The organism is Pseudomonas sp. REP124 (genome assembly GCF_020164475.1).
GTDB lineage: Bacteria > Pseudomonadota > Gammaproteobacteria > Pseudomonadales > Pseudomonadaceae > Aquipseudomonas.
Window position 1 is genome coordinate 1 of the sequence record NZ_JAIQWX010000051.1, and the last position, 22977, is coordinate 22977.

General features: G+C 62.2%; 10 protein-coding genes. 2 read left to right on the forward strand and 8 right to left on the reverse strand.

What is annotated here, in order from left to right:
• Positions 1-223 precede the first annotated feature (223 nt).
• The 7 genes from K9857_RS14505 to K9857_RS14535 form a co-directional block, all read right to left on the reverse strand.
• Positions 224-1519 carry an NAD(P)/FAD-dependent oxidoreductase gene (locus K9857_RS14505; RefSeq protein WP_224536850.1) on the reverse strand — a complete coding sequence of 432 codons (1296 nt, stop codon included), beginning with the start codon at positions 1517-1519 and terminating at the stop codon, positions 224-226.
• Positions 1516-2193 (reverse strand): S8 family serine peptidase, encoded by a 678-nt coding sequence (locus tag K9857_RS14510; RefSeq protein WP_224536851.1) that lies wholly within the window; start codon positions 2191-2193, stop codon positions 1516-1518. Before K9857_RS14510 ends, K9857_RS14505 begins: the two co-directional genes overlap by 4 nt.
• Positions 2183-3901, reverse strand: coding sequence for an ABC transporter ATP-binding protein (locus K9857_RS14515; RefSeq protein WP_224536854.1), 1719 nt, complete (start codon positions 3899-3901; stop codon positions 2183-2185). The genes K9857_RS14510 and K9857_RS14515 overlap by 11 nt, the downstream gene beginning before the upstream one ends.
• Positions 3901-5808 carry a sigma-54-dependent Fis family transcriptional regulator gene (locus K9857_RS14520; RefSeq protein ID WP_224536856.1) on the reverse strand — a complete coding sequence of 636 codons (1908 nt, stop codon included), beginning with the start codon at positions 5806-5808 and terminating at the stop codon, positions 3901-3903. Before K9857_RS14520 ends, K9857_RS14515 begins: the two co-directional genes overlap by 1 nt.
• Positions 5809-6052: 244 nt before the next feature.
• Complete coding sequence (locus K9857_RS14525) at positions 6053-7078, reverse strand: histone deacetylase family protein (protein ID WP_224536858.1); 1026 nt, start codon at positions 7076-7078, stop codon at positions 6053-6055.
• A 267-nt stretch (positions 7079-7345) separates the two neighbouring features.
• Positions 7346-8569: a Zn-dependent hydrolase gene (locus K9857_RS14530; protein WP_224536862.1), complete on the reverse strand. Its 1224-nt coding sequence runs from the start codon at positions 8567-8569 to the stop codon at positions 7346-7348.
• Between the two features lie 23 nt (positions 8570-8592).
• Entirely contained in the window at positions 8593-9903 is a 1311-nt protein-coding gene (locus K9857_RS14535; RefSeq protein ID WP_224536865.1) for an MFS transporter, read from the reverse strand.
• Positions 9904-10299: 396 nt separating this feature from the next.
• On the opposite strand from K9857_RS14535, the gene K9857_RS14540 reads away from it, so the two are divergent.
• Both K9857_RS14540 and K9857_RS14545 read left to right on the forward strand, forming a co-directional pair.
• Positions 10300-10686, forward strand: a complete 387-nt coding sequence (locus K9857_RS14540) for a helix-turn-helix transcriptional regulator (protein ID WP_224536867.1) — start codon at positions 10300-10302, stop codon at positions 10684-10686.
• Complete coding sequence (locus tag K9857_RS14545) at positions 10680-11993, forward strand: type II toxin-antitoxin system HipA family toxin (RefSeq protein ID WP_263487871.1); 1314 nt, start codon at positions 10680-10682, stop codon at positions 11991-11993. The genes K9857_RS14540 and K9857_RS14545 overlap by 7 nt, the downstream gene beginning before the upstream one ends.
• A gap of 108 nt (positions 11994-12101) precedes the next feature.
• Here the strand turns inward: K9857_RS14545 and K9857_RS14550 are convergent, their stop codons facing one another.
• Complete coding sequence (locus tag K9857_RS14550; RefSeq protein ID WP_224536871.1) at positions 12102-22889, reverse strand: peroxidase family protein; 10788 nt, start codon at positions 22887-22889, stop codon at positions 12102-12104.
• Positions 22890-22977: the final 88 nt, after the last annotated feature.

Consider the following 22977-nt stretch of genomic DNA (forward strand, 5'->3'; position numbering starts at 1 on the left):
TACCCCTAAAAGTGCGCAAGAAGTTGCGCAGTGCCTGGCAACTTCTTGCGCACTCGTCTGTACAGAACGGGCAGCTTGGCATGCAGAAATGTGCCCACAGGCTTATCCACAGTTTGAGTGCGCAACTTCTTGCACACGGTGGCTATAAGTCATCAGCCCGATGACTAGTACAACCAGAGCAGTTTTTGACTTCGCAAAGTCGCACTGTGAGGGGCAGTGCAAATCAGGGTTTGAAACCTTGAGCCAACAACCAACTCCTGACCATCCGCCCCTGCTCCACCGACAACCCCGCCAACACCTCCCCCGCCGGCTCACTGCGCAATCGCCTCACCAACGGCGCCAGCTCAACCCCCTGCACATGCCAGATCCCCAACGGCTGATCCGCCGTGATCACCACCTCGGCCTCATCGACGAACCCATCGCGCAATACTGGCGCCCGTTCGATGCGCAGCGCCTGGAAATCAGGCTTGGCGTGGGCGACTTCGGCGTCCGGCCATTGCCGCCGCGCCTGCCAGAACGGCAAGGCCTGCCAGCGCTGCTCATCGGCATAGAAGTCCCGGCCAATCCTTGCGAAGCGCAGGAACAGCTGCTCCACCCGCTGCTGATGAAAACGCTGGGCCAGTGCGGTGCGCTCGGGTTTGCGCAGCAGGGTGTTGATCACCGTCGGCGCCTGCAGCGCCGAAGACAGCGATTGAAAGATGCCATTGCCCGACAGCGGGTCGACCGCCATGGCCGCATCGCCGACGCGAATCCAGTGTTCGCCGCACACCTGGGGGCTGAGGATCGCGGTGCTGCTACGGGCGTGCAGTTGCAGGTCGACTTCGGGTTCGCCGCCGAAAAATTCTTGAGCCAGTTCAGATGTCTGACGCCGTTGCCGGCAGTAGTCGAGCAGTTGCGCCTTGCCCGGCAGTTCGGCGCTGGCCACGTCCACGGTCCATTGCCAATAACACTGGCCGTCGGCCCGCCGCGCCATCCAGGCCCAGCCGTCCGCGAGGCTTTCCACGGCGCTGGCAGTGATGCCCGGCGTGGCTTGCCAGCGATTGAGCAGGCTGACCGTTTCCGGCCCGCGCCGGCCTTTGCCGAGGGCCGGCGCCTGGCGCCCGCGCGCTTCCACCAGGAAGTCGGCGATCAACGGCTCGCGTCCGTTGATGTCGATTCGATGTTCTGTCGCCGCACTGTGCACCGACAGCACCCGGCCCTCGATCAGCTCGACCCCGGCCTCGCGCAGGTCTTCGCGCAGGCCGCGATCGAAGGTCGGGCGATCCAGCAGAAACTCGATGTTCTGCGCGTGCTGCTGGCCGTTCCAGTTGACCTGTCGCTGCGACGGCAGGATCGCCTGCGCCAGCCCGTGATGCAGCCCTGCTCCGCGCAGCGCTTCCAGCACTCGTTGGGAAACCCCTTCCAGCGCGGCAAAGCGCCGCCATTCGCTGATCAGCGTCACCGCATAGCCCAGACGCCGCAAGCCCAAGGCCACCGCCGCGCCCGCCGGTCCCGCGCCGAGAATCACAATGCGTGTCATGGTCCGTAGCGCCGTTCGGGGCCGCGATAACGGGCGTTGTCCCGCAGATAGTCGATGACCTGTTGATTACTCGCCCCGGGCTGCTCCACCAGGAACGCCGCGATGTGCCCGCTCAACGCCGCGCACCCCAGGCTCGCCCCGGACTGCCCTGGATAAGTGCCGTGCACGCAGGCGGCGAAATCCGCCTGGGCGCTGTTGAGCCAGGACCATTCGAGTTCGGCACAGCGCGCATCGCCCGTGACCCGCAGCACCTGTGGATAATTCGCCGGGTACACGCCTTCGCCCTGGGCCGGGCTCGATGCGCAAAGCAGCACCCCGCGTTCCACCGCCGCCGCACAGGCCGCCCGCAACAGGCTGCGATCCTGGCGTAATCCGAGGCTGAGGTTGATCAGGCGCACGTCCTGCGCCACCAGCCAGTCGATCGCCGTAGCGATTTGCAGGGCGCTGGTCACGCCCCGCTGGTCGAACACCTGGGCCACGCAAAACAGTGCCGATGGCGCACGCCGGCCGATGGCTTCGATCACCGCGCTGCCGTGGCCCAGCGGATCGTCGCGCAAATCGCTTTCGGCCAGCCCGTCCTCCACCAGCGAAAAACGCCGCCCGGCCATCACCTGCACCCGCTGCGCCGCCGAATGTCCGCTGTCCACCACGCCGATGCGCAACTCAGGCTTCATGCAGCACCGTCTTTGAAATCAGCACGCCGTCGAGCAATTCAAAGCGCAGGTCGGCATCGGCCAGGGTCGAGGGACGGTGACTGATAAGGATCCGCGTGCGCCCGGCAAACAGCCGGTCGATGGCCTCGATCACTTCGCGCTCGGTGACTTCATCCACCGCCGAAGTGGCTTCGTCGAGCACCAGGATCAAGGGGTCCTGCAACAGCGCGCGGGCAATGGCGATGCGCTGTTTCTGTCCGCCGGACAACTGCTGGCCGCGCTCGCCCAACGGGCTGTCGAGGCCTTCGGGCAAGGAGGCGATCAAGCTGTCGAGCTGGGCCATGCGCGCCACTTCGGCAATCGCTTCGCGACTGGCATCGGGCACCGCGTAGGCAAGGTTGTCGGCCAGGCTGCCGCGAAACAGCACGATGTCCTGGCTGACCACAGCAATGCGTCGACGCAACTGGAACAGATCCAGCTCGCGAACATCCACCTCCCCCAGCAGCACCCGCCCGGATTGCGGGTCGTGGTGACGTTGCAGCAGGTCGATCAGGGTCGATTTGCCGACGCCGGAGCCGCCGCTCAGGGCGACTTTCAGACCGTAGGGAATCCGCGCCTCGATCCCGCGCAAGGTGGTCGAGCGACCGGGATGGCTGAAGTGCACATCCTCGAAACGCAGCTCGCCGGACCCGGGCATCGGCTGGGGCATGTCAGGGCTGAGTACGGTCGGCTGCTCGCCGCGCAATTCCATCACCCGCCCGAGGCTGACGGTCATGCGCTGAATCGCCACATACAGTCCGAGCAAACTTTGAACGGGGCCGACCGCCATGCCCAGATAGGTGGAAAACGCGATCAGCGCCCCCAGTTGCCAGGTGCCCTGCACCACCCAGTAACCGCCGATCAGGAAGGCGCAGGCCCGGGACAGCGACGTCAGGGTGCCGGGCACCGCCTGGGTGAAAAATTCGGTGACTTGCAGGCGCAGCAACTGGCTCATGTAGCCCTGCCCCAGGCTTTCCAGGCGCCGCGCCTCGCGCTGTTGCTGGCCGGCGGACTGGATGAATTTCATCACCGGCAGGGTCTCGACCATGAACGACGACATGTCCGCCGAGCGCTCGCGCAGCTGCCGCACGTCGCGCTCGACCTTGCGCCGCATCCAGCGCAGCCAGAGCACGTCGAGGGGAATCAGCACCAGCGCCAGCAGTGACAGTTTCCAGGACAGGGTCAGCAACATCGCCACGGCCACGACCAGGCCGATCACGCTGGACACCGCCGAGAACAGCGAGTCCACGGCGAAGCGCTGGATCTCCGCGACGTCGCCGTCCAGGCGCGACATCAGATCGCCGATGCGCCGCTGGCCGTAGAAGCTCGGCGACAGGGTCTGCAAGTGGCGGTAGAGATCATCGCGCAGGGCGAACAGCATGCGCCCGGACAGGCGCGTGTGCAGGTAGCGGTTGATCCCCGACAGCGCCGTGCCGAGCAAGCCGGCGACGATCATCAGCCCGGCGATCAGCACCAGCATCGAGAAATTGCGCGCCAGCAGGCCATCGTCGATCAACAGCTTGGTCAGCCATGGCTGCACCAGCACCAGCGCCGAGGCGCACACCGAAAGCCCGAGCAAGCCGGCAATCGCCAGCCGATGCGGACGCACGAAACCGTACAGCCACTGCAACGAGGCGTGCAGGGCTTCAGGGTTCTGGCTGTCGATCAGCCGAACGATCAGGCGGCGCATCACGAACGCAACTGTTTGAGCTTGCGATACAGGGTCGCGCGGCTGATGCCCAGGGCGTCGGCGGCGGCCGAGACATTGCCCTGATGGTTGTCCAGAGACTGACGGATCATCTCCAGTTCGTTCTCGCGGATGCTGCCGGACTGCGGCCGCTCGGTGGCGGTCAACTCGTCGAGCATGCTGTCGGGCAGGTGATCCAGGGTCAGCACGGTCTCCCCCGCTTCGCGCATGGCCAGCGCGGTGCGCAGGACCATCTCCAACTGGCGGATGTTGCCCGGCCAGTGGTAGTTGCCGAGCAGGCGGCTGAGGTCGTCATGCAGCACCACGGTCGGCGCTTCGAGCCGGGTCAGCAGGCGGCCGACCAGTGCGCTGAAGTCCTCACGCTCGCGCAGGGCCGGGAGCATCACGCTGATGCCGTTGACCCGATAGAACAGGTCTTCGCGGAAGTGCTTGTCTTCCACCAGGCGCTTGAGGTCGCGGTGGGTGGCGCAGATCAGGGCGACGTCGATGTCCTGCTCTTCGCCGGCGCCCAACGGCGCGACCTTGCGGTCCTGCAACACGCGCAGCAGGCGGGCTTGCAGGGCCAGGGGCATGTCGCCGATTTCATCGAGGAACAGCGTGCCGCCGTGGGCCTGTTGCAGGCGCCCGACCATGCCGCCCCGGCGCGAACCGGTGAACGCGCCTTCGCGGTAGCCGAACAGTTCCGACTCGATCAGGCCTTCGGGAATCGCCGCGCAGTTCACCGCGACGAAGGGTTTGTCGCAGCGGCTGCCGGCCATGTGCAGGGCGCGGGCGATGACTTCCTTGCCGGTCCCGGTTTCCCCCAGCAGCAACACCGGCAACTGATTGGCCAGGCCCTGGCGGGCCATGCGCAGGGCACGGGCATAACGCTCGTTGCTGCCGGCCAGGGATTCGAGGTCCGGTTGCACTATTTTGGCAGGTTTGGCCGGCGTGCGCGGTGGCGTACCGATGTTGAGGGCACGCTGCGGCGCGCGCAGGGTTTTATAGAAGAACTCGCCCTTGGCGGTCTGCAGGCTGCCGGCACCGCCCTGATGCAGGCGCGCCAGCAATTGCAGGCCATCGACGCCGAGAAACTCTTCGCAGCGCCGGCCCACCAGCGCCGAGCGCTCGGCATGCAGCAACTGACAAGCCTGGGCGCTGACGGCAAGTATCTGCCCGCCGAGGCTCACCGCCAGCAGGCCTTGCCAAGGGGATTCGAGGTATTGGCGACGGCTGTGGAAGGCCAGGACGATTTCGTCGGGGTAACTGGCGTTGAACACCCGACTTTCGATCTGGCTGACTGCCATGGCCAGCAGTGCGGTGCTGTCGTGGGCGCGTCCCAATGGGCCTTCGCGGGTCAGGTCGAGCACACCGAGGATGTCGCCCTGGGGGCAATGGATCGGCACCGAGGTGCAGGAAAAATCACTGAGGCGATCCAGGTAATGTTCGCCGCAATCGATCAGGGTTGGTCGGGCTTCCACCAGCGCGGTGCCCAGGGCGTTGGTGCCGCGGGCGGCTTCGCTCCAGCAGGCGCCGAGGGTGATGTCTTGCAGGCCGCTGCCCTTGAGGCGGTCGGCGCGGCCTTCGACGGCGAGGATCGTGGCGTCGGAGTTGGCGAGGATGATCAGCCCTTCCTTGCCCTGGCGTTCGGCCAGGTAATCGATGGAGGGCAAGGCGGCGTCGATCAGCAGACGGTTATTGTTCAGCAGCACGTCGAGGCTGGCGCCGGATTCCAGCGCCAGCTCGTGCTTGGCGTTGAAATGCACACCGTGGCTGAGGCTGCGTCGCCAGGAAGCATCGATTTCCGCCCGCAGCACGCCGTCCGGCACTTCGCCTTCAAGGTGCAGTTTTTCCCGGGCCAGCCGGGCTTCGCGGTGCAGTTTGGGGGAGTTTGTTTTTATCAGCGTCATCAAGCGCTCCGGGTCGTCCGCCCTGCGCCTTCATGTATCGGCGCCCTGAAGCATCTTGACGTTAACGTCAGGGGGCTGGCAAGTGCCGTAGAGCGCTTGTGTTTCGGCAGGTGGATCGAGTCATCGTTCATCGCGGGCAAGCCCGCTCCCACAGGTTTCCTTGTTGAACACAATTATTGTGTACGACACTGGACACTGTGGGAGCGGGCTTGCCCGCGATGAGGCCCTCACAGACGCTGAAGAATCAGAGCTTCCACACCTCAGGCCCCACAAAAAACGCCCGCGCATTGTCCTCCAGACTCTCCAGGTGATACCCCCCCTCCTGCACGATCAGGCATGGCAGCCCAAGGCTGCGGATCCGCTCGCCCAGCTCGGCAAAGCCTTCACGGGTCACCGCCACCTTGCTCTGCGGATCGAGTTCATAGATGTCGAAGCCCAACGACAACACCAGCACCTCGGCACCGAAATCGGTCACGGCCTGCAAGGCCACGTCCAGTTGCCCGAGGAAATCCGCCTCGCTGGCACCGTGGGCCATCGGCAGATTGAGGTTGAAGCCCTCGCCTGCGCCGACGCCGCGCTCATCGTTGAAGCCGGCGACCCCCGGGTAGAAGTTGGTCGGATCGCCGTGCACCGAGACATAGAGCACGTCGTCGCGGTCGTAGAAAATTTCCTGGATGCCCTGGCCGTGGTGCATGTCGGTGTCGAGCACCGCCACCCTGTCGAATTTGCCACGCAATACCTGGGCTGCCACCGCCGCGTTGTTCACGTAACAGAAGCCACCCGCGGCTTCGCCCCGGGCGTGATGTCCCGGTGGACGGCACAGGGCGTAGGCGGCAGGTTCGCCATCGAGCAAAGCTTGAGCGCCGGCAATCGCGCTCTGCGCCGACCAGTAGGCCGAGCGCCAGGTCTGCTCGCCCACCGGGCAACTGCCGTCGGCCAGGTAACGGGCGGCCTGGGCGAGGATGCCACGCAGGGCGTTGGGCTCGCGGACGAAGATGTTGGACATGACTTCGTCGCCCCAGTCTTCGGGGATTTCCTTCCAGCGTTGGTGGGCTTCCTGGAGGAACGCCAGGTAGGGCGCGCCGTGGACGGCCAATAGTGGATCAAGACCGGCATCGGTGGGTTGCTCGACGGAAAAACCCAGCGAGTGCGAGGCCTGGACCAGACGCTGCGCGCGCTCGGGGACTTCCTGAGGAGTGCGCATCTGGCCGCGGGAGTAGTAGCTGCGTGGGTGGTGGAGCAATTGTTCTGGGTGGAAAAAACTGCGCATGGGGTTGGTTCCCGTCAGTTAAAAAAGTGCGTTAAACACAAAATCCTGTGTTGCTTAGTAATCCTGTGGAGATACAAAACTTGTGGTGAGGGGATTTATCCCCGTTGGGCTGCGGAGCAGCCCCAAAACCTGAACTCGCGGTTTATCAGACATATGAGTTGTATGGTTCTACGACTGCTGCGCAGCCGAACGGGGATAAATCCCCTCACCACAGGTTTCACAACACCACAGAAATTCAGTGCCCCTGGGTAAGCAGTGGCAGATGAATCAGTTGTTTGCTCGCGATAACACCGCGTTCAACAACACATCCGTCCCCTGCCGCACATCCTCCGGCAACACATCCTCAGCCTCGTTATGACTCAACCCACCCACACACGGAATGAACACCATCGCCGTCGGGCAGTAGCGCGCCAGGTGAATCGCATCATGCCCCGCGCCGCTGACGATCGATTGCTGAGCGTAGCCCAGGCCATCCACCGCCTGCTGTACCGCCGCCACGCATTCGGCGTCGAACGGCGTGGCCGGGCTGATCCAGTGCGGGGTGATTGTCAGTTTCAGATCGCGACCGTCAGCTATGGCCTGCAGCCGTGCGCGCACCTGTTGCTCCATGGCCTCGATGGCGTCATCACGGTGATGCCGTAAATCGACGGTGAAGTTCACCAACCCGGGAATGGTGTTGCGCGAGGACTTGTTGATGCTCAACTCGCCCACGGTGGTCAGGCCTTCGGGGGCGAAATCGGTGGCCAGGCCTTCGATGGCCTGAATCATCCGCGCCACGCCGTAGAGGGCATCCTTGCGCAGTGGCATGGGCGTGGTGCCGGCGTGGGCAGCCATGCCTTCGACGCGCACGTCCAGCCAGCGAATCGCCTGGCCGCCGCTGACCACGCCGATGCTCTTGGCGTTGTCCTCCAGAATCGGCCCCTGCTCGATATGCGCCTCGAAGTACGCGTCCACCTCACCACCCAGCGGACGTTCACCTTCATAACCGCAACGCTGCAAGGCCTCGGCGACGCTGATGCCGTCGGCATCGCGCACCGCCAGCGCGGCGTCCAGATCCATGATTCCGGTGAAAACCGCCGAGCCGAACATCGCCGGGGTGAAGCGTGCGCCTTCCTCGTTGGTCCACACCGCCACTTCCAGCGGCTTGCGGGTCTGGATGCCCAGATCGTTGAGGCAACGCACCACTTCAAGACCGGCCAGCACGCCGTAAACGCCATCGAAGCGCCCGCCTTCGGGCTGGGTGTCGAGGTGGCTGCCCATCATCACCGGCGCGGCATCCGGGTCGGTGCCTTCGCGACGAGCGAACAGGTTGCCGATCGCATCCACGCTCAGGGTCATGCCGGCTTCGCGGCACCAGTGGGCAAACAATTCGCGACCGGCTTTGTCCTCGTCGCTCAGAGCCAGACGGCAGCTGCCGCCACGGGCGGTGGCACCGATTTCCGCCATCGCCATCAGACTCGCCCACAGGCGTTCGCCATTAATTTTCAACATGGGTTTCTCCAGAAAACGGTTGATCAAGCGTTGGCCATTTCCATGCGTTCAGCACTGGCATGGCGACGGGCAAGGGACAGGACACAAATCAGCGAAGTCGCGGCGATCAGGCTGTAGAACACCGCCATCGGCCACCACTGGCCGGCGAACTTGTGCGCCAGCATCGTGCCGATCAGCGGCGTCAGGCCACCGGCCACCGCGCCGCAAATCTGATAGGCCAGGGAGATCGCGGTGTAGCGCACCCGGGTTTCGAACATGCCGCTCACATAGCCGGCGATCACCGCATAGAAGGACGCCATGCACACCACCGCCAAAGCGATGCCGAGGATGATCAGCGGCGCCTGGGCCGAGCTCACCAGCACGAACATCGGGTACGGCGAGGCCATGGCCAACAGCGACACCAGGCACAGGAAGCGGGTCGCACCGATTTTCTCGGCAATCCACGCCGCCAGCGGCTGGATGCAGAACTGAATTATCGCGACGAAGAACAGACACTCAAGGATCAGCGAACGCGGCAGCGCCAGTTGCTGGGTGGTGTAGGCAATCATGAAGGTGTTGGTGAAATACACCCCGGCGATACCCAGAGTATTGGCACCGATGCAAAGCAGCAGCGGACGCCACGCGATGCGCAGCACTTCCATGACCGGCGCCTGCTCCTTGCGGGTGTTCTTGATCGCCTGCTCGCGGCTGGCGAGGAATTCCGGCGACTCATTGACTCCCAGGCGAATCGCCAGGCCCACCAGCAGCAACAGCGAACTGGCGAGGAACGGCAGGCGCCAGCCCCAGCTCATCAGGTCCTCTTCCGGCAACCGGGTGACGGCGCTGAACGCCAGCAGCGACAGGATCAAACCCGCCGGGCTGCCCAGTTGCGCGAACGAGGCGAAGAAATTGCGTCGACCTTTCGGCGCATGCTCACCGGCCATCAACACCGCCCCGCCCCACTCTCCACCCACGGCGATGCCCTGGACGACGCGCAGCAGGATCAGCAGCACCGGCGCGGTGGCGCCGATCTGCGCGTAAGTCGGCAGCAAGCCGATGCACACGGTGACCACGCCCATCATCAACAGCGTGATGATCAACGACTTCTTGCGCCCGATACGGTCGCCGATATGCCCAAAGACAATCCCGCCCAACGGCCGTGCAAAAAAACCCACGGCAAAGGTGCCGAACGCGGCCATGGTGCTGAATAACGGGTCGTCTGAAGGAAAGAACAGCGCACCGAACACCAGCGCGGCGGCGGTGGCGTAAATGTAAAAGTCGTACCACTCGATCATCGTGCCGATGAAGGCAGCGGCTGCCGCACGGCGCGGCTGGGACGAAGCTTGAGGCTTCATGGGTCGGGCTCCTTTGGTTATTTTTCTGGCAGGAGAGAAACGGCGAATCAGGGCGCTCTGGCGGCGCGGTGTGGGGAGGATTTTTTGTTCCGGGGGGATGATTAGTCAATTTTCTATTTATTATGCAAAGTATTAAGCAGATTTATAATTAACAACTGCCAGCGCCTACGCAGAGGTCTCAGGATTTTCTTTCCTCAAAGCACAAGACTGGGCTTAAATCGTCATCAATTATTAAAGCCTAAAAATCTATACTCAAAACCAGATTTTTCTGCTTAATGACTAGTTTTCTATACATTTAACCCTTACTTGCTTTCTCCCACTAAAATCATCGATAGCGTCTAACTTTAAATACAAAGAAACGTAATAAATCACCCTTAGCCAAGGAATCTAGACACTATGCGCCTCCAAGCCATGACTGACGATGCCATTGCCAGCACCATTGGCGCGCTGCTTCAGGAGCTGCGCCTCAAAAAAAATCTGAGCCAGGAACAGGTGGCTGAAGAAGCCGGGATCAGCCGCCAAACCCTGATCAACATCCTGCATGGGAAAGGCACCCTGGTGAATCTGGTCGCCGTTCTGCGCGCCATTGGAGAGTTAGAGCGAGTGAACTCGCTTGTCCAACCCGTTCGGCCAAGCCCATTGCAGGTGATCAAGATGGCAGGATCGCAACGCATGCGCGCCACCGGCACCCGCACTGCCCGCACGTCGGACAAGGGCTCGGACGAGAGCACGGCAGTTTCGTCACCCAAGGGAAAAACGCGTAAGAAGGAGGTTCATTGGTGATCACTGCGAAGGTGTATCTGTACGAAATGTTTGTGGGTGGTCTGCTTTGGGACGAGAACACTCAACTGGGCCTGTTCGAGTACGACCCCGAGTTCGTCAGGACGGGTATCGAAATCTCCCCCATCCATATGCCGCTGGCGGCGAATCAAACCTACGCCTTTCCAAGCCTGAATCGGGACACCTACAAAGGGCTTCCGGCCATTCTCGCGGACTCCTTGCCGGACGATTTCGGTAACGCACTGATCGACGCCTGGCTGGCTAAAGAAGGTCGAGACAAATCGACTTTCACCCCGGTCGAACGCGTGTTGTATCAGGGCGCACGTGCAATGGGTGGGTTGGAGTACCAGCCAGCCCTGGATGGCGCGGCCAAAGCCAGTGAGCGCTTTCAGATCGATGCGCTGGTCGAGCTCGCCAGTGAAGTGCTTTCTCAACGGGAAAGCCTGGCTGAGCGCCTCGCAAAGCATGACCCCGATGTCGATGATGACGCGCTTCAACGCTTGATCCAGGTTGGCACCAGTGCCGGCGGAGCCCGGGCAAAGGCGGTCATCACAATGAACGCTGCCGGCGAGATCCGCTCCGGGCAGGTCAAGGCGCCGAAGGGTTTTACCTACTGGCTTCTGAAGTTTGATGTCGCCAAAAACACTGACGTCCTCGCCGACTCCCAAGGCTATGGCCGCATTGAATACGCCTATTCGCTCATGGCCAAAGAAGCCGGCATCACCATGAACCCGTGTGAACTGCTGCAGGAAGGTGGCCGTGCACACTTCCTGACCAAGCGCTTTGACCGCACTGACGACGGCGACAAAATCCACATGGCCACCCTCTGTGCTCTCGACCACGCCGACTACAAGCAGCCTGGCGGCTATTCGTACGAGCAAGCCTTTGGGGTAATGAGAGAGCTCGGGTTATCACGCAAGGAAGCTGTCGAGTTCTATCGTCGGATGGTGTTCAACCTGGTTGCCCGAAACCAGGACGATCACACAAAGAACACCAGCTTCCTGATGGACCAGGAAGGCACATGGTCACTCTCCCCCGCCTACGATATTTCATGGTCGTACCTGCCCGGCAATTTCTGGGTAGAGACGCACCAGATGACCGTGAATGGAAAGCGCGACAAATTTGAACTTGCAGACCTGGAAGCCGTGGCCAGGCAAGTCCGGGGCATCGATGCGCACGCCATCATCAAAGAGGTCTGCACTGCGGTGAAGCGCTGGCGGCCAATCGCTGAGGCAGCAGGTGTTGCACCGAGGATGATCAACGAGATCGAAGCGACACACCGCATGTACCTTGGCCAGACGTTGGTCTAGAGAACGCTGCTACTTCGCACAGACATCAAGTCCCAATAAAAAAGGGAGAGCATCCAATGCCCTCCCTTCTTCTTTCATCTACCTGCCCTAACAGGACCGATCAACCCCTCACGTTGCCAGAATGAAGTCCGTTGCATTCACGGTCGTCGCATCACCCACGCCCACCAGTCGAATGGTGTCCGTTGCTCCCGCGAAGCTGAGCAGCGTATCGGCACCGACATCGGTGACGGTGACGTTGGCGGCAAAGGTTGCCGCGGTGATGTTCAGGCCCGTGATGTCGAGCCGGTCCTGGCCGCCTGCCGGGTTGGCGTCGAAGCCGATGATCTGATCGGTTCCGAAGCCTGCGGAGAACCTGAAGATGTCGTTGCCGGTACTGGCAACCATCGTGTCGTTCCCCGCACCACCAGTGACTGTATCGTTGCCGGCTCCGCCGTCGATGAAGTCATTGCCGATGCCACCCAGCAAGGTATCGTCGCCGACACCGCCGAGCACGGTGTCGTTGCCGGCACCACCGTCGAGGGTGTCGTTGCCGTTACCGCCGTCCAGGTTGTCGTTGCCCAGCCCACCCAGCAGCGAGTCGTTGCCTGCGCCACCGTTCAAGGCGTCGTCGCCGTCACCGCCGTCGAGGGTGTCGTCACCCGCGCCGCCGTTGAGGACATCGATGCCGAGACCGCCCAACAGCTGGTCGTTGCCGCCGTCGCCGTTGAGGGTGTCGCTGCCACCGTTGCCGGTGAGGATGTCGTCGCCACCACCGCCGTTGAGGGTGTCATTGCCCGCTCCGGAGGTAATGGCGTTGTTCGAGCCGTTGCCTGTACCGACGAAGTTGCCGGCGCCGGTGTAGAGCAGGTTCTCGACGTTGTTGTTCAACGAGTAGTTGCCCAGCGCCGTCTGCACGGTATCCACACCGCCACCCGTCGCTTCGACCACCACGTCGCCGTTGTTATCGACGACGTAGGTATCGTTGCCGGCCAGGCCCACCATCCTGTCGGCCCCCACACCGCCGTTGAGCAGGTCATTGCCGACCCCGCCGGTGATGGTGTTGGCCAGAGCGTTACCGGTGCCGGTGAAATTGCCGGTGCCGGTGTAGGTCAGGTTCTCGACGTTGGCACCGAGCAGGTAGCTCGTCAGAGTGGTTTGCACCAGATCGGTACCGTTATTGGCGGCTTCGTTGACGATGTCGCCGACGTTGTCGACCACGTAGGTGTCGTTGCCGTCACCACCGTTCATCACATCCGCACCCAGACCACCATTGAGAGTGTCGGCGCCATCCTCACCATTGAGGGTGTCGTTGTCGTCTCCCCCGTTGAGGATGTCGGCGCCGTTACCACCAAACAGCTGGTCGTTACCGCCCAGGCCATTGAGCGTATCCGCACCGCCAAGTCCAAGTATCACGTCCGCGCCTGCACCGCCGGTGAGGACGTTCGCCGCGTTGGTGCCGGTCAGCACCACGCCGGTTGGTATCACCACCGCCGCAGTAGCCGCAGAGGTCAGCGTTTCCAGCGTGCCGAAGCCGTCGGTGTAGCGCACGATCACCCGCAGTTGCAGGTTGCCCTGCGCCGTACCGGGGGTGAAGGTCGCAGCAGTTGCCCCGGCGATGTTGGTGAAGGACGTGCCAGTACCCTGTTGCCATTGATAGCTGAAAGTACCCAGCCCATCGACATCGGCAATGCCTGTGGTCACCGCAGTAAGCACTTGGCCTTGATCCGGCGTGGTGTCACTGATCAGCGGCAGACCTGTCGGTGCATCGTTGACGTTGGCCACAGGATCGGTCGCATCGGACGGCACAGTCTCGTGCACACCGAAGTTGTCCACGTAGCTGACCACCACCCGCACCTGGTTCCCGACCTGAGCCTGGCCGAGGGTGAGCGTGGTACCGGTGGCGCCGGGGATGTTGACGAAGGTCACGCCGTTGGTCATCTGCCACTGGAAGGTGAACTGAGGATTGCTCAGGCCATCCACGTCGACGATGGTTGCCGGATTGACGGTCAACACCTGGTTCTGCGTCGCGACACCGGTGACGACCGGTGGTGCCGATGCTGCGCTGTTAGCCGTGGAATCGACGATCTCCAGCGTGCCCTTGGCATCCTGATACACCGCGCGGACGCGGATGTTCAGGCCCGCTTCATCATCCGTCACGCGGAAGGTGGTGCCGGTCGCCCGCGATGCTTCGCCGGCGGCGACAACGGTGATGTCCTCGTAAACGCCTGACCCGGCAATGGCTTCAACCTGCCAGTAGTAGGCCACGGGACCGGTCACTGCACCGGTCGCATTGGTCGCCGAGACGTTGTCCAGATCGCGGACCTGCAGATTGCTGACTCGCAACAGCTGGCCCGAAACCGGCGTATCGTCACGCACCCCGGTGGCATCGTCGAGAATTGCCAGGTGACCCGATGGGCCCGCGTTGGCAGCCGTACCGACGCCAGAGGCCACCGCACGGTCGGAGAACTGCAACCGTTCGATGCCGGTCAGACGATCCTCGCCGTCACGCCCGACGACCGTGTCGGTGACGATGACCGTGTTGCCCTCGATCCGAACGTTGTACTCATCGGCAAGACCGGAGTACACCGCCGTGTCGTAGCGATCATTGCCGTTCAGGATCTCCCGCACGATCACCAGCTGACCAGGGTTGTAGGTACCGTTGAGCATCAGCGGCACCATCGGCTCCATGCTGTTGAACGAGGCGATCTCGGGACCTGTGCCATCGATGTTCGCACGCACGCTGATGCGTACGTTCAGCCACTTGTCACCGTCGATGATGTCGTCACCGCCGCGACCTTCGATCAGGTCGCTGCCGCTGCCACCGAGGATGATGTTGCCGCCATCGAAGAACGTCGCGCCGGCTGGCAGCAGGCTCGACAGCCCATTGATCAGGCTGATGTTGGTCAACACACTGCCGTTCGCGCCGGCACCCGGCAGCGTTGTCGAGTCCTCGTTGTCGCCGCGCAGGAAGTCACCGTGGGACGAGCCCGACAGACCTTCCATGATGTCGAACCGAACCAGCGCCGAGGCTCCCGATCCCGGCACCTTCGGTACATCGAAGAAGCGATCGGTGAAATCGATGCTCACGCCCTGGGCCAGGTCCTTGAAGGTTGCCCAGTCATAGCCCGAGCCGCCAATGTAGCGGTCGCCGAAGCCCAGGCTGCCGACCATGATGTCGTCGCCGCCTTCACCGTTGAACTTGTCGTTCTCGTTGCCGCCGATGAAGACATCGTTGCCGATGATCGGGTCGTTGCCCAACGGATCGAAGTTGTCGCCAGGCGCACCGTCGGAGGTGCCCTTCTCGATCCAGTCGTCGCCTTCGTTACCCATGTCCTGTTCGTTGGCCTTGCTGCCCAGGATGAAGTCGTTGCCCTGGCCGCCGATCGCTTCGGAGGCGTCTTCACCGGTGACGATGAAGTCGTTGCCGAAACCGCCAATGATCAGGTTGACGCCGTTACCACCGTGGAGCACGTCGTTGCCGTCGCCGCCCTGGATGTTATCGTCGCCGCCCGCGTCGGTGATGATGTCGTCGCCGGCACCGCCACGCAGCTGGTCGTTGCCGTCGCCACCCTCGATCCGATCGTTGCCGCCATCGCCCCAGACCGTGTCGTCGCCTTCACCGGCGATGAGGATGTCGGCATTGTTGGTACCACCCAGCACGATGTGCTGATCGCCGGTGTAGCGGATGTAGTTGGTATCCGGTCCAGCCGTCAGTGGATTATCGCGGAACACAACCTGCTGGTTGTTTTCGCTGAGCGGGTCGGCGTTGGCCAGGCCTTCGTTGAACTGCTTGCTTTGATCGACTTCCAGGTAGTACCCGGGGTCGGAGAACACCAGGCCCGGCAAGTGCGTGGCCGAGGTATTGGCCATGATCAGCTTGGCGAACGAGTTGCTTTCCAGTTCCGCGTTCATCGACAGCCCGGAGGTCCGTTCCAGGTAGTAGAAGCGGTCGCCGTCCTGGAGTTTTTCCAGCTGGTTCTCGAACACGAAGTTGAAGGTCGAGCCGAGCATGCCGCCAAACGGCGTTTTCTCTTCGGCCAGGCCGCCAATCCACATGTCGATGGCATCGACACCCGTCACTGTCACCCCATGGAGATCGTCGGCGGTGCCCAGCACTCCATCCTTGCCGGCACGCGTCACGTTGCCCCAGGTTGCACCGGTGCCGTTAAGGAAGTCCAGGCGGTCAGCTGGCGCTCCCGTACCACCGAACACCAGTGCCATGGCGGCAGCGCGCTTGGCTTCCAGGGTGGTCGCCCCGGTGATCGTGCTGTGGGTGCCATAGGCCGCGATGAAGTTGATCAGCGACTCCGGATGCTTTAGGTGTTGCAACAGGTCGACCCAGTTGGTGTACGGCTTCATCTGGGTATCGCCGGTCTGGTTGTAGATGTCGCGGCGGAACGCGTTGAGCGAAGGAATCCCCACGTCGCGGCCACGGGCGATGTTGATCGCCGGCAGATCGAGTGGCAGGCCCAAAAGGTTGTTGCGCAACGCCTCGGTCACGAACTCGTCGATTTCGTTACCGGCCTGGCGCGTCACACCACGCACGATTGCGCTGGTCGCGTCCTCTGGCGTCACGCCACTGGCGGCATAGGCCAGCGGGTTGAGGAACGCCGCGATCAGGCCAAGTTGCTGATCGGGGTCTGTACCGTTGGGATCGCTTATCACGTTGAAATTCACGTCCAGCCGATCGACAGTCTCGGTCAGCATCGAGTGACCAAACCGGTACACGGTATGGGCAAACTCGGCGACGATCGAAGGGTCGAGGTCGACGTCGTAGACCTGGGTCGGTGCGAAGAACAGGTCGACGTTGGGCGAGATGGTTCGCGCGAACTCCTCGAATACCAGGTGTTGGTACTGCATCTCGGTACCGAACTTGGCAGCCTGGAATAGACGTTCGCCATTCCACACCAGCGCATCGATCTGGGCCTGGTTGACCGGCATCGCAGCCACCGGATTGAGCAGCCACTCGTTGAGGAAGGCCACGTCGCCCGAATCGAGCACGGTGTCCTTGGTCTGAGCGACCAGACGGTTGTGCTCGGCGTGGAAGATCGCATGCACTGCGGTCAGGCCGATGTTTTCGTTGACCCGGCCGTCGCCGGCGATGTAGTGCGCATCCAGCAGTTCGTTGTCGTAGGTCAGATTGTTACCGCCTGGGCCCGTTGGCTGCGAGTTGCCTACAAGAACGTCGCCATCAGCCTGCAGTACCCCGCCGGTGATGACCGGCACGGCATTGTGGGCGATGTCAGCCAGGAACTGATGGCCGGTGCGCACAGCGTTGGTCAGGTCGATCGGGGCAAGCGGGTTGCCTTCGACCAGCACGTCATCGGCAGTACCACCAATGCCGTCGGCCCCCTTCATCACCACTTGAACCTTGCCGGTCGGGCCAGGGAGGAAATTACCGTAGGCATCGGTCGCAATCAAAGGCACGTTATCGACATCGGCATCGGTCAGGTTGATACCCAGTACGTCACGGGCCTGCGCCTTGACCACTTTCCAGGTGGCCATACCGCCAATCTCCGTATCGTCGCCGCCACCGAACTTGCCATCCGTTCCCAGATCACGGTTGGTGATCAACTGCCCGGTCGCGATCGGTCCATCATTGGTCAGCACATAACCACGCAGGAACACCTGGTGCGACGGATGCGAGCTGTAAGTCTGGTTCTGGTCCACGAACGGCGAGGTGGTGTTGGTGTGCTCATGAATGTCGTCGGTCGTACCCAGAATACCGTCGGCGCCCGGCTGGTTGGTCGCGCGAGTCAGCACCATGAAGTTGGTCGGGCTGCCTGGCACGAATAGCGGATCATCCGGTTGCAACGGGATGAACACAGTGCCCGATCCGCCTTTGGTGACCAGGTCCAGACCATGATCGAAGAACTGCCCGAAGAACGTCATCCAGGCGTTGAACGGCGCGGACAAGCCGGCATCCGCTGCGGTGTTCTCGAACAGATACACATCGTGATCGTCGGCTGTTCCGAACTGACCATCCAGGCCAGGGCTGGCGACGATTCGTACGCCGTCCTTGAGTACATCGTCGTTACCTGGAGTGTTGTTCGGTATGCCGAAGTTGAGCACACCGTCCACACCCGGGTCGTACGCCGTGGCATAAGCCGCCGGGTTGTTCGACGTCTGATCGACGATCAGGTTACTGATGGTGCGCGGCTGCGAGTCAACGACAAGTCCGCTGTTTTGCGTGTACGAGGTTCCCTGCTCCGCCGGGTTGAGCACCGGATCGCTGATGCGCGGGAACAGGTTATCGGCAGCACCGTATTCGGTGTGGTTGTTGCCATTGAGGTTCAACAGGTTGTTATTCGATCCGTCGACCGTGCGCAGGCCCAGCGGCGCGCGGATGTTCGGCAGCAGCGAAAGCATGTCCGCACCCGCCGCATCAGCCTCGGCAATCTTGATTTGCGCGAGGATGAAGTTGAGGTCGGAACGCACCATGTGCAGCCCTTCGCCCCCCGCGGTGGCATCGACCACAGGCGTCTGCGCGGTGGGCACGACCGGCGCGCCGGGCACTACCGCAGCAGTGGGTTGCGAGAACACCATTTCAGTAGTGCCATGGCCATCCTGGTAGATCGCCTTGACCCGCAACGACAACCCGGCAAGGTCCGGTGAGACCTTGAACGAAGTGCCATCGGCGCTCTGGAACGCCAGGTCACCAGCTGGGAGCAGGATGATGTCCTCGAACACGCCGCTGCCCGGATCGGCCTCAAACTGCCAATAGTAGGAGACCGAGGAGCTGTTGAGACTGCCACCAGGGTTGTTGGCGTCGGTCACTCCGGCGACGCTGACCGTCAGCATGTCGCCCACTGTGATCGCACCGCTGTTTGCGTCCGTGATGACTGGTCTGCCGACCGGACTTGCATTGCCCGCTGCCAGGTCTCGCTGACCATCAGCGAATTGCAGGCGCTCGATATGCAGCAGGGTGTCAGTGCCGTCGCGGCCTGCGACGGTATCGACCACCGTCCACACATCATCCGCCGTATTGGCCGTGTTGTTGTTATCAACCGTCACCACATACTCGTCTTCATTCCCGGAGAAAATGGCGGTGTCGAATGCCGCCCCTCCCGTCGAAGTACCTGGAAGGATCTCCCGCACGGCCTTGAGCTGACCGGGGTTGATAGAGCCGTTGAGCATGAACGGAATCATGTCGACCATGCTGTCGAACGAGCCGATCTCTGGCCCTGTATGGTCGACGTCGCCAACGTTATAGACCGCAATCCTGACATTGAGCCATTTGTCACCATCGATCAGGTCATCGCCACCACGCCCCTCGATCAGGTCGCTGCCATTGCCACCCAACAGAATGTTGCCGGTGGCAAAACCTGTGGTAGGCAGATTGGCTTCGGCCAGGAACTGCTCCAGTCCGCGGATCAGATCCACGTTAGTCAGCGCGCTTCCCGTCGTGCCTCCGTGGTTGAGGATGGTGACCGCATCCACGTCATCACCCTTGAGCACGTCGCCGAACTGCGAACCGGATACCCCTTCGACCTCGGCAAACCGGTCGAGGATCGAGGCCGGCGAGGCGCCGACCGGATTGAACACGCCGGCGTTCTGGTTTGGCGCGTTGCCATGGGGCTGCGCCAGCGCGGCCAGGCTCAGGTCGACGGTCACGCCGACCTTGTCATTCTTGTACGTCACCCAGTCGAAACCGGACATGCCCTCCATCTTGTCCTGGGCATCGCTGCCGACAAAGATGTCATCGCCACCCTCGCCGATCATTTCGTCGAAGCCACCGCCGCCGACGAAGATGTCATTGCCGATCACCTCATCACCAAGCAACGGCGCAAAGTTATCGCCAGGCGCACCGTCCTGGGTGCCCTTCTCGATCCAGTCATCACCTTCGTTACCGGTCGGTGGCAGGTTGGTCTTGGCGCCGAGAATGAAGTCATCACCCTTGCCACCGAAGGTGGTGGAGATATCTTCTGTAGTGATGATGAAGTCCTGCCCGTCGCCACCCAGGATCAGGTTGCCCCCGGCAAGCATGGCGCCAGCGATGATCACATCGTTACCGCCATTACCCTCCAGACGGTTGTCACCTAACGAGTCGGTGATGATGTCATCGCCGTCGCCACCGAGTACCGCATCGTTACCGGCACCGCCTTCGAGGCGGTCGTTGCCCTCGTCACCGTAGAGAGTGTCGTCGCCGTCGCCGGAGATGATGATGTCATCCTCGGCGGTTCCGCCGAGTACGACATGGTCTTCACCGGTGTAGTGCAGGAAGTTGGTGTCAGTGCCGACGGTATCGGGGTTGTCGCGGATCACCAGCGGCACGATTTCCACGCCGTTGATTTCCAGGCCGCCCGTTGGATCGGCTCGGCCATCTGTGCCCAATCCAGTGTATTGCCTGGTCTGATCGACTTCGAGGGTAAAGGTTGGCGTCAGGAACACGGTGTTCGACAGGTGGGCGACATCGGTGTTGAGCATGATCAACTTGGCGAACGAGTTGTTCTCGAGCTCGGCGCCGAAGTCCATGCCTGCGGTACGTGACAGGTAGTAGAACCGGTCGCCGTTCTGCAGGGCTTCCATCTGGGTTTCGAACACGAAGTTGAAGGTCGAGCCGAGCATGCCGCCGAACGGCATTTTCTCTTCGGCCAGACCACCGACCCACAGGTCGATGTCATCGACGCCGGTGGTGGTGACGCCATTGACCATGGCGTAGCTACCCGTGCTGTTGAGGAACGCCAGGCGATCCTCTTCATTGGCTGTGAAGATGCGCTCACCGGGAAGACCGGCGTTGATCACCGCGCTGCCACCAAACACCAGGGCAACGGCAACCGCCCGCATCTCGAGCACGGTATCCACATCGGCGGCATTCAATGCCGCGTGGTTACCGTAGGCTGCAATGAAGTTGACCAGCGATTCGGGGTGCTTGAGGTGTTCCAGCAGGTCAACCCAACTGATGTACGGCTTGAGTTGGCTGTCGCCGGTCATTTCAAAGAACTCGCGGCGAGCCTCGTTCAGCGTGGGAATACCGGTATCGCGACCGCGGGCAATGTTCAGGGCCGGCAGGTCGAGTGGCAGACCCAGCAGGTTGTTGCGCAATGCCTCGGTGACGAACTCGTCGATCTCGTTACCGACCTGTCGGGTCACACCGCGAATAATCGCGCCTGCGGCTTCATCCGCCGTCGCACCGCTGCCGGCGAACGCCAGCGGGTTGAGGAAGGCCGCGATCAGGCCCAGTTGCGGATTGTCCGGATCGTTGCTCAGCGGATTGAACTCGGGATCGAAGCGGTCGACGGTCTCGGTCAGCATCGAGTGCCCGAAGCGATACACCACGTGGGCGAACTCGGCGAGGATGGCAGGATTGATCGAGGTGTCGTAGCCGTTGGGCGCGAGGAATTCGTCGATCTGTGGCTGGATGGTCCGGCCGAATTCTTCGAACACCAGGTGCTGGTACTGCATCTCGGTACCGAACTTGGCGGCCTGGAACAGGCGTTCGCCGTCCCACACCAGCGCAGCGATGCCTTCTGCGGTGGTTGGAATGGCGGCGACATCATCGACCAGCCACTCATTGAGGAAGTTGACGTCGCCAGCGGCCAGCAAGGTGTCCTTGGTTTGCTGCACCAGCCGGTTGTGCTCGGAGTGGAACACATGGTGCACGGCGGTCAGGCCAATGTTTTCGTTGGCCCGGCCATCACCGGCGATGTAGTGGGCGTCGAGCAGTTCGTTGTCGTAGGTCAGGTTGGTGCCGCCAGGGCCCGGTGGTTGCGCATTGCCGACATCGGTATCGCCATCGGGTCGCAGAACTCCACCGGAGATGACCGGCTCGGCATTGTGGGCGATGTCGTCGAGGAAGCCATGGCCGGTGCTGATGGCGCTGGCCAGGCTGATCGGTGAGGCCCGGTTGCCTTCGACCAACTGTGTGACGTCATCGGCGGTCCCCGCGATGCCGTCAGGGCCATTGCTGATACGTATCACCACTTGCGGCATACCGTTATCGCCGGGGATGAAGTTGCCGTAGTCATCGGTAAGCAGCAACGGCACCCTGTGCACATCGGCGTCGGTCAGGTTAATACCGAGAATGTCGCGGGCCTGAGCCTTGACCACAGCCCAGGTCGCCATGCCGCCGTTTTCGGCGTCGCCATCATCGGACGTGCCGAATATGCCATCGTCGCCCAGGTCGCGATTGGTAATCAGCCGCCCGGTCGCAACGGGTTCGCCCGCTGCATTGAGCATGTATTCACGCAGGAATACCTGGTGCGAAGGGTGCGAGCTGTAGGTCTGGCTCTGATCCACGAAGGGCGATGTGGTGTTGGTTTGCCCGCGGATGTCGTCGGCCGTGCCGACAACGCCGTCCGCACCCGGCAGGTTGGTCGCACGCGACAGCACCATGAAATTGGTCGGACTGCCTGGTACGAACAACGGATCGTCCGGCTGCAGCGGCACGACCACCATGGCGGTGCTGCTCTTGGTGACCAGGTCCAGACCGTGGTCGAAGAACTGGCCGAAGAAGGTCATCCACGCGTTGAAAGGGGCCGTCAGACCGACGTCCGGCGACTGGTTGGGGATGAAGAACACTGGCTTGTCGTCGTCAGTACCGAACACACCGTCCAGGCCTGGGGTCATCACCGAGGCTGCGCCGCCATTGGCTGCAACCGCTGCGGGGTTACTGGCAGTCTGGTCGACAATCAGGTTACTGATTGTCCGTGGCGCCGGGTCGACCACGTTGCCGGTACCGGCGTATGCCGGCGACTGATACTGGGGATCGAGCAGACGCAGAAAGGAATTGTCCGAGGCGCCGAACTCGCTTTGCCCGGCCACCAAATTGTTGTAGCTGCCATCAACCGTTCGCAGGCCGAACGGCACCTGACTGTTGGGCAGCAGATCCGTAAGATCTTCACCCCTGGCATGGGCCTCGGCGATGAAGATCTGCTTGAGGATGAATTCCAGGTCCGCCTTGCTGAAGTTGGCCATTTTGTTTTCCCTCTGTGTATCCGGAAAAAGGGCACTGAACGGAATAACCGCTCACGCCCGTCAGGTGCTGGCTTTTGTTTTGGTTTTT

Bases quoted from the DNA above. Each gene is read 5' to 3' on its own strand.
- K9857_RS14505 (WP_224536850.1), bottom strand. From the start codon at position 1,519: ATGACACGCATTGTGATTCTCGGCGCGGGACCGGCGGGCGCGGCGGTG.
- K9857_RS14510 (WP_224536851.1), bottom strand. From the start codon at position 2,193: ATGAAGCCTGAGTTGCGCATCGGCGTGGTGGACAGCGGACATTCGGCG.
- K9857_RS14515 (WP_224536854.1), bottom strand. From the start codon at position 3,901: ATGCGCCGCCTGATCGTTCGGCTGATCGACAGCCAGAACCCTGAAGCC.
- K9857_RS14520 (WP_224536856.1), bottom strand. From the start codon at position 5,808: ATGACGCTGATAAAAACAAACTCCCCCAAACTGCACCGCGAAGCCCGG.
- K9857_RS14525 (WP_224536858.1), bottom strand. From the start codon at position 7,078: ATGCGCAGTTTTTTCCACCCAGAACAATTGCTCCACCACCCACGCAGC.
- K9857_RS14530 (WP_224536862.1), bottom strand. From the start codon at position 8,569: ATGTTGAAAATTAATGGCGAACGCCTGTGGGCGAGTCTGATGGCGATG.
- K9857_RS14535 (WP_224536865.1), bottom strand. From the start codon at position 9,903: ATGAAGCCTCAAGCTTCGTCCCAGCCGCGCCGTGCGGCAGCCGCTGCC.
- K9857_RS14540 (WP_224536867.1), top strand. From the start codon at position 10,300: ATGCGCCTCCAAGCCATGACTGACGATGCCATTGCCAGCACCATTGGC.
- K9857_RS14550 (WP_224536871.1), bottom strand. From the start codon at position 22,889: ATGGCCAACTTCAGCAAGGCGGACCTGGAATTCATCCTCAAGCAGATC.